Annotated in this window: 6 protein-coding genes; all 6 read left to right on the forward strand. The window is 47.4% G+C overall.

Going from position 1 to position 7591, the window contains the following annotated elements:
- Window positions 1-18 precede the first annotated feature (18 nt).
- A complete protein-coding gene (locus tag CPIN_RS16915) occupies window positions 19-900 on the forward strand; it encodes a 3-hydroxyacyl-CoA dehydrogenase family protein (protein WP_012791054.1) in 882 nt (293 codons plus the stop codon).
- A 21-nt stretch (window positions 901-921) separates the two neighbouring features.
- On the forward strand, window positions 922-1176 hold the full coding sequence (locus CPIN_RS16920) for an acyl carrier protein (protein WP_012791055.1): 255 nt from the start codon (window positions 922-924) through the stop codon (window positions 1174-1176).
- 9 nt (window positions 1177-1185) lie between these two features.
- A complete protein-coding gene (locus CPIN_RS16925; protein ID WP_012791056.1) occupies window positions 1186-2343 on the forward strand; it encodes an acyl-CoA dehydrogenase family protein in 1158 nt (385 codons plus the stop codon).
- A 12-nt stretch (window positions 2344-2355) separates the two neighbouring features.
- On the forward strand, window positions 2356-3324 hold the full coding sequence (locus CPIN_RS16930) for a 3-oxoacyl-ACP synthase (protein ID WP_012791057.1): 969 nt from the start codon (window positions 2356-2358) through the stop codon (window positions 3322-3324).
- A 5-nt stretch (window positions 3325-3329) separates the two neighbouring features.
- Entirely contained in the window at window positions 3330-4373 is a 1044-nt protein-coding gene (locus CPIN_RS16935; protein ID WP_012791058.1) for an HAD-IIIC family phosphatase, read from the forward strand.
- Between the two features lie 146 nt (window positions 4374-4519).
- Window positions 4520-7582: a non-ribosomal peptide synthetase gene (locus tag CPIN_RS16940; RefSeq protein ID WP_012791059.1), complete on the forward strand. Its 3063-nt coding sequence runs from the start codon at window positions 4520-4522 to the stop codon at window positions 7580-7582.
- The last annotated feature ends 9 nt before the right edge of the window (window positions 7583-7591 follow it).

Raw genomic sequence — 7591 nt, forward strand, 5'->3', positions numbered from 1 at the left:
CATTCAAACAGATTATCCATGGATAACAACTTTCAGCACTACCATGTAGGCATCATCGGCGCCGGTATTATGGGACAGGGTCTCGCTTTTCAGTGTGCGAAATTCGGACACAAAGTGACGCTGCTGGATATCTCTGAACAGGTATTGACAGATGCCCGTACTAAAATCACACAGCTGCAACGCTTTGATATCGTTATGCAGCGCCAGGGAAAAACGCCCGCAGGCACTGCAAGCGGTAAGTTCCTGGACAATATCAGCTTTACCAATGATTGGGCTGATCTGGGAGAATGTACTTTCATCGTTGAAAATGCCACCGAACTGGAAAGCACCAAGCTGGATATATTCAAACGTATCTCCAGTATCATCGGCAATAACGTCGTTGTTGGCGTCAATACCTCCTGCGTCTCCATTACAAAACTGGCCGCTTGTCTCGAAAACCCCGAAAGAGTGATCGGTCTACATTTCTCTAACCCCGTACATATGATGCCGGCGGTTGAAATGGTAAGAGGTCTGTTTAACAGCGATAGCGTCATTCAGGAAGCACAGCAGTTCCTGGCCGGTATGCAGATGCATGGGATCGTAGTAAACGACTCTCCGGGTTTTATCAGCAACCGTGTCATGCTCGCTTATATCAACGAAGCAATCTATTGTGTGCATGAAGGTGTCGCAACTGCCGGTGATGTTGACCAGATCTTCCGTGAATGTCTGTCACATACCATGGGGCCATTACAAACAGCCGACCTGATCGGACTGGATACCATTCTTCAGGCAATGAACGTGGTATACGGCAACTTCAGCGATTCCAAGTACCGCCCCTGTATACTGTTGAAACGTATGGTGGATGCAGGTATGCTGGGAAGGAAGAGTGGAAAGGGATTTTATAATTACAGTATTAACTAATCATCCGTCAAATAAAAAGTTATGGGCGACATCAAAGAACAAGTAACCGCTTATCTGCAGCAAAGTATCAACAACGGAAAAGTATTCACTGACACCGATGATATTTTTGAACTGGGCATCGTGAATTCCCTGTTTGCCATGCAGCTGATCACCTTTATGGAAAAGAAATTCTCCCTCACTGTGGAGAATGAAGATCTGGAGATTTCCAACTTCAACACCCTTAATAACATTACCTCCTTTATACAGCGAAAGCTGAAAGAAAGGGTTACTGCTTAAAGCTCAGGTATGGTACGTATAGAACAGGACAGCTGTTACAAAGCACAACGGCAGGCATTCAGGACATTCGCTGACACCGAGATTGTACCCATAGCGGAACAATATGACAGTGAACAGGTATTCCCGGACGCACTACTGAAGAAAATGGCCGCTGAAGGATTGCTGGGAGCTACGATCCCTACAGAATTCGGCGGCCGGGGATGGGATCAGGTAATCGCAGGCCTGATGCATGAGGAAATAGGGCGGGCTTGTTCGTCCGCCCGCAGCCTGCTCACCGTACACCTCTCCCTGGTATCCGAAACAGTATTGCGTTGGGGTACTTATCAGCAGAAAGCACAGTGGTTGCCTTTGCTGGCTACCGGACAAAAAATCGCTGCTTTCTGCCTCACAGAACCTGAAGCCGGATCGGATGCTAAATCTGTAGCCGCCACTTACGAAAAACGGGATGGTAAAATTATCCTGAACGGTAAGAAGCGCTGGACCACCTTCGGGCAACTGGCAGATGTCTACCTGGTGTTTGCCAGGAATGCGGATAAGATCTCCGCTTTCCTGGTAGATCGACACACGGCAGGCGTAGAGGTAACACCTGTACAGGGTATGCTGGGAACCAGGGCATCGATGATCGCACACGTTACATTCAGTAACTGTGAAATACCGGAAGATGCGCTGCTCGGAAAGGAAGGCTTCGGTTTTATTTCAATTGTGAACACAGCCCTCGATAACGGTCGCTTCAGTGTTGCATTAGGTAGCCTGGGTATCCTGAAAAGCTGCCTCCAGCATAGTATGGAACACGCTTCCCGCCGTCGCCAGTTCGGTACTTTTCTCAAGGATCATCAGTTGATCAAACTAAAAGTAACAGATATGATAGCGGAAGCAAAGGCCGCCGGTATGCTGTGCTACAATGCTGCTTACCTCAGAAAGGAAAAGCAGACCAATGCGCTCATTCAGACCTCGCTCGCCAAATACTATGCAGCGGCTGCCGCAAACAGAGCTGCAAAAGAAGCGGTACAGATACTCGGTGCGCTGGGATGTAGCGAACAAAGCGCAGTACAGCGATGTTTCAGGGATGCCAAAATCATGGAGATCATCGAAGGTTCCGCTGAAATGCAGCAGGTATTGATCAGCGACTACGGATTTACTGACCTGTCAGCTATTATGGAAGATTAAACAAGCAGCCCCATGATCGGAATTAACCAGATTGCCACAGTTATAATTGGAGACAAAACACCTGTCAGCAGCCTGCTGAATGCCGGCACATTGAAAAAAGAAGAACACGAATATTTTGCAGGGGCAGGCATCAACAGCGTTTACAACGCCACAGCACATAGCGCTTATGATCTGGCGAAACAGGCAGCAGTAAAGGTCCTGGACCAATCCGGCGTACCTGCAGCTGATATCGGTCTGATTGTCTATATACATAGCCGCTTACCTGAGTACCTGGTGAGTTCACAGGCAGGTCGCCTGCAACATGACCTCCAGGCACGCAACGCCGTCTTCTTTTCCTTGTCAGACCTCGGTTGCGCTGACATCTCTATGGCGCTGCAACTCGCCCAGGTATATATGCAGGGCAATACCCAGATCAAACATGCATTGATCTGCTACGGTAACAAACCGTATGCGCCCAGTCGATTCAGATATCCGGTGACGATCAATGGTGACGCAGGCATCGCCCTGCTCTTGTCCCGTACTGAAAAGAACAGGATCCTGGATATAAAAATCAAGACCAATGGTCGCTACTGGAATCTCTTCAAAGTAGATTATAAAGACAAAAGTTTTGCGGAGTTCAGGGAAGAATGCGCCAGTATAAGATCTTATGCATTCGAACTGGCACTTGAAAGCAGAAATGAATTTGTTAAACTCAATAATGACCTGCTGGAAACAAACGGACTGGCGAAACCAGATGTCAGCCACTTCATGATGCAGAATCTCTCTATGCGGGCATTCGCCTATTATGAAGAAGCATTGGGCATCCGTATTTCAGACGTCTGCAGAGAAAACCTGACAGAGCTGGGACATCTGGGTCCCGGTGATATTATCTGCAATTATGCAAGAGCACTGGAGCAGGACCTGGTGCGTCCGGGGGAACATGTGTTGCTGATGAATAATAGTCCTGTGGCCGTATGGAGTTCAATTTTACTTAAAGCCTGAGCAACATGGAAAAGAAATGTATTAAATGCGTCGTATGGGACCTGGACGAAACCGTATGGCATGGCATTCTTTCAGAAAATGACCAGCTAAGGTTAAGAGAAGGGATAGCCGATACCATCCGCCTGCTGGATGAAAGGGGAATCATCAATACCGTAGCGAGTAAGAATAACGCGGAAGATGCACTGCGCCAGCTGGAATCATTCGGATTACTTGAATATTTTTTGCTTCCCCAGGTCAACTGGGGCGTGAAATCCGCTTCTATCAGAGCGATTAAAGAAACCCTCAATATAGGTTATGACGCTATTGCGTTTATAGATGATCAGCCGTTCGAGAGAGATGAAGTAAAATCTGTACTCGATGAAGTCAACTGTTTTGATGTGGATGTGATAGGAGGCATCTCTGCTGATGATCGCTTTATTCCACGTTTTATCACGGAAGAATCCGCAAAACGCCGGATGATGTACGTGACAGATGAACTACGTAAACAGGAGGAAGAACAGTTTACCGACAACCATTCATTCCTCAGTCAGCTGGATCTGCAATTCAATATAGCCCTTGCAGAAGAAAAAGACCTTCAGCGTGTGGAAGAGTTAACCGTCCGCACTAACCAACTGAATGCAACCGGTTACTCTTATACCTATGAAGAACTGCAGCAGCTGCTGGAAAACGATGGTTATCGTGTACTGGTGTGCGAACTGACCGACAAATATGGAACCTACGGAAAGATAGGTGTATCCATGTTACAGACAGCAGGGGATGCCTGGAACATTCACCTCCTGCTAATGTCCTGCCGCGTAATGTCCAGGGGAGTTGGCTCCGTATTACTGGCATACATTATACAGCAGGCCGTTAAATACGGAAAGACGCTTTATGCTGATTTCCTGCCTACATCACGTAACCGGCAGATGTATATCACCTACAAATTTGCCGGCTTTAAAGAGCTGGGTAAACTCGAAAATGGTGGTGTACAGCTGGTGCACGACGGTGTGACCGTTCCCGTGATCCCCGATTATCTTCAATTAACTGCAACAGACCTCTCTGCCCGGTAGCCGCGTGTGCCGTGGCCCTCTCTCACACGCTATGGTGACATGACGCCCCTGTTCTGTGGCTTGTACCACAAGGGAGGGGGGCCACGGTAGCCGTCGGCTACCGGTTCTACATAAAAATATTCTAACCAAACGCTAAATACCTCATTATGGAAATATTAAACGCCGCCATACAAAAACAGTCCTTTGAGTACTGGTTGAAAAAAATTACCGTACAGAATGACTGGTTAGCGGATTATATGGAAGAACAGAAAGAATTGCCCTTACTGCTGTCTGAAGAAATACCCGGCAGCGTAGTGGAAGACCTTCGTAAGGTAGCCCGGAATGATATTTCAGCGTACGTATTGTTCTTCTCTGTTTACTCTTTTCTCTTATATCGTTACTTCGGTAAAAACTGCCTGATCACCTCAGCTGATCTGAAACTGTTTTCTCCATCATCAGCAGAGCGTCTGCTGTTTTATGCCAGCGCAATCAGTGAAGACACAACAGTCAAAGAGATGATTACCGGTTTTCAACAGGAACTGATGGCAGTACTGGAGAAACGTGATATAGATATTTATGCATTGCTGGGAGCGGCAGAAAATAAAGGCGTCGATACTGACCGCCTTCAATGCTTCGCATTTCAGCACGAAACAGCCAGTGAACAATCACAGCTGGCTGATAAAAGCAGACTGAAACTGCTGATCCGTGAAAATGAAGGCGCCCTCACAGTGCAATTGCAGGTGAACGGTTTCAGAGAAGGAAAACTCATCGGACAACAGTTTATTGATCACTATGCATATCTGCTGTCCGAAATACAACACCTGCTGGATCGTCGTATCGCAGACATAGAACTGCCTTTGCCCGCAGTTGCCAAAGTAGCAATACCGGAAGATACCACAACCGTATTGGATCTCTTCAAGACACAGGCACAACAGCAGCCGGAACAAATTGCACTGGTAAGCCGTGGTATACAATATACCTACGCAAAACTGGATGACGAAAGCAATAAACTGGCAAACTATCTGCTGACAGAAGAACAGGTCACAAAAGGACAGCCAGTCGCATTATTGTTGCCACGCAGCGAATGGATCCTGACAGGTATACTGGGCATACTGAAAGCAGGCGCCGCTTTTGTACCGCTTGATCCTGCATGGCCGGTTAACAGACTACAGTACATCCTCGATGATGCAGGTGTAGAGGTATTGCTGACAACAACAGAATACCTGGCCCAGCTGCCTTCATTCAAAGGGAAATTGTTCGCTTTTGATATACAACAGGATATGCTGCCCGTTGCGCCCGCACCGGAAATCTCCATCAACGGATCAGATGCAGCCTATATTATGTATACCTCCGGTACCACCGGACAGCCTAAGGGTGTCGTTATCGAACACAAAGGAATCGCTAACTACGCCACCTGGCTGCATAATGACTTTCAATTTGGCGCAGGTGACGCTACGATCCTGGTAACCTCCTATGCGTTTGACCTGGGATACACCGCCATATGGGGTGCTATCCCATGGGGTGCTACACTGCATATCCCCGGCGAAGACTATAGTAAAATGCCGGAAAAATTATATGATTACCTCGCCGCACAGCAGATCAGTTTTATCAAATTAACGCCTTCACTATTTCATCTGCTGCTGAATGTTACCAACAATACGAACCGCTTATCGCTGAAGAAAATATTTCTCGGTGGAGAAATGATCCGGCCGACAGATATCGCTGCTTTTACTGCGGACTATCCCGACACGCTGTTCGTGAATCACTACGGACCGACTGAAAGTACCGTAGGTTGCATCTTCCACCGTGTACGTCGAGAAACATTTTCTTCTTTTGCTGCCCGCCCCGTGATCGGTCGCCCCATCAGAAATACAGAAGTGCTGATCCTGGATGAATACCTGCACGTGTTACCGCATGGTGTATGGGGAGAGATCTGTGTCAGTGGACCCGGTGTAGCAAAAGGCTATCTGAATAAACCAGAGGTGACTGAAAAGCAGTTCGTCAGCAAAGACCTGGCCGTGAATGGTCGCGTTTACAGAACCGGAGACTATGGCCGTTACTTAGGTAATGGTACGATTGAACTGAAAGGACGTAAAGATAACCAGGCAAAGATCAGAGGATACAGAGTAGAACTGGAAGAGATCGAAAAATGCCTGGCGAATTATCCTGATATCCATGAAGCAGCTGTCTTGCTGCAACGTGCAGCAGGTGATCAACATGCAAAACTGGTGGCTTTCTATACATTGGCAGAGACCAGAAAAGAGGTAAGCTCAGAAGCCATCATTAATTTTCTGAAAGCCTATCTGCCTGAATATATGATCCCTTCGGATATCATACCCCTGGATGTGATGCCGGTAAATGAAAATGGAAAGCTGAACAGGCAGGAATTATCAGCGTCTCTTGCAACAAAGAATACGCGTCGTCGTAGTAAACAGGTGTCACCGGTAAATGAGACCGAACGGATTATCCTGAAAGTATGGCAGGACGTGTTAAAGAGAAATGATATCAGCACAATAGATAGCTTCTTCGAACTGGGTGGTAACTCCTTGCTGCTCGTACAGGTGAATATCACGCTGAACGAGTTTTTCCCTTCTCTGACCATAACCGATCTTTTCGCACACATCAATATAGCTGCACTGGCGGCACATATCGACCGTACAGATGATACAACAGGTATGAGTCTGGCAGGTACAGGGATTCACTTCCCGGCTGACTATTTCGGTGCAGAAACGCCGTCCGCTGAGTTATTTGTAGCCTTAAGCGAAGAAGCAAGTGCCAGTGTAAGTGCGTCCGCGATCGCCTGTGGTATCTCTGAAATAGATATCTGCATTGGTACTTTCGCTTACGCACTAGGCAAATCAGCTGAAACCGGAGATGTACTGTTTCACCTATATGAAGGAGAAGGCAAGCTGAAACGCCTGTCTGTTCCCGTACATCGTGCAGAAACAAAAGAACAGTTATATAGTACTGCTGCCTTACAGAGAGCACATCCGGAACTGGTTTTCCAGGCGGACAGTGTAATCCGCCCGACGACAAAAGACGAGATGACCTGGCCATTGATCAGCCTGAACGGCAAACCCGCCGTCGCCAATGGTATATTCGATATCATACTTACTATTCAGCAGAAAGAGGGCGTACTGGCCTTCTCGCTGGAACATACGCCCCGCTTAAATCCTGAAAAGATAGAAGCTTTACTGGACCTCTTTGTCAGTATGCTGGAACGCGCCTGATGTTAATCT

It is taken from the genome of Chitinophaga pinensis DSM 2588 (assembly GCF_000024005.1).
Lineage (GTDB): Bacteria > Bacteroidota > Bacteroidia > Chitinophagales > Chitinophagaceae > Chitinophaga > Chitinophaga pinensis.

What these genes read in the sequence shown, in the direction of transcription:
- CPIN_RS16915 (WP_012791054.1), top strand. Translation starts at nt 19, where the DNA reads ATGGATAACAACTTTCAGCACTACCATGTAGGCATCATCGGCGCCGGT.
- CPIN_RS16930 (WP_012791057.1), top strand. Translation starts at nt 2,356, where the DNA reads ATGATCGGAATTAACCAGATTGCCACAGTTATAATTGGAGACAAAACA.
- CPIN_RS16940 (WP_012791059.1), top strand. Translation starts at nt 4,520, where the DNA reads ATGGAAATATTAAACGCCGCCATACAAAAACAGTCCTTTGAGTACTGG.
- CPIN_RS16925 (WP_012791056.1), top strand. Translation starts at nt 1,186, where the DNA reads ATGGTACGTATAGAACAGGACAGCTGTTACAAAGCACAACGGCAGGCA.
- CPIN_RS16935 (WP_012791058.1), top strand. Translation starts at nt 3,330, where the DNA reads ATGGAAAAGAAATGTATTAAATGCGTCGTATGGGACCTGGACGAAACC.
- CPIN_RS16920 (WP_012791055.1), top strand. Translation starts at nt 922, where the DNA reads ATGGGCGACATCAAAGAACAAGTAACCGCTTATCTGCAGCAAAGTATC.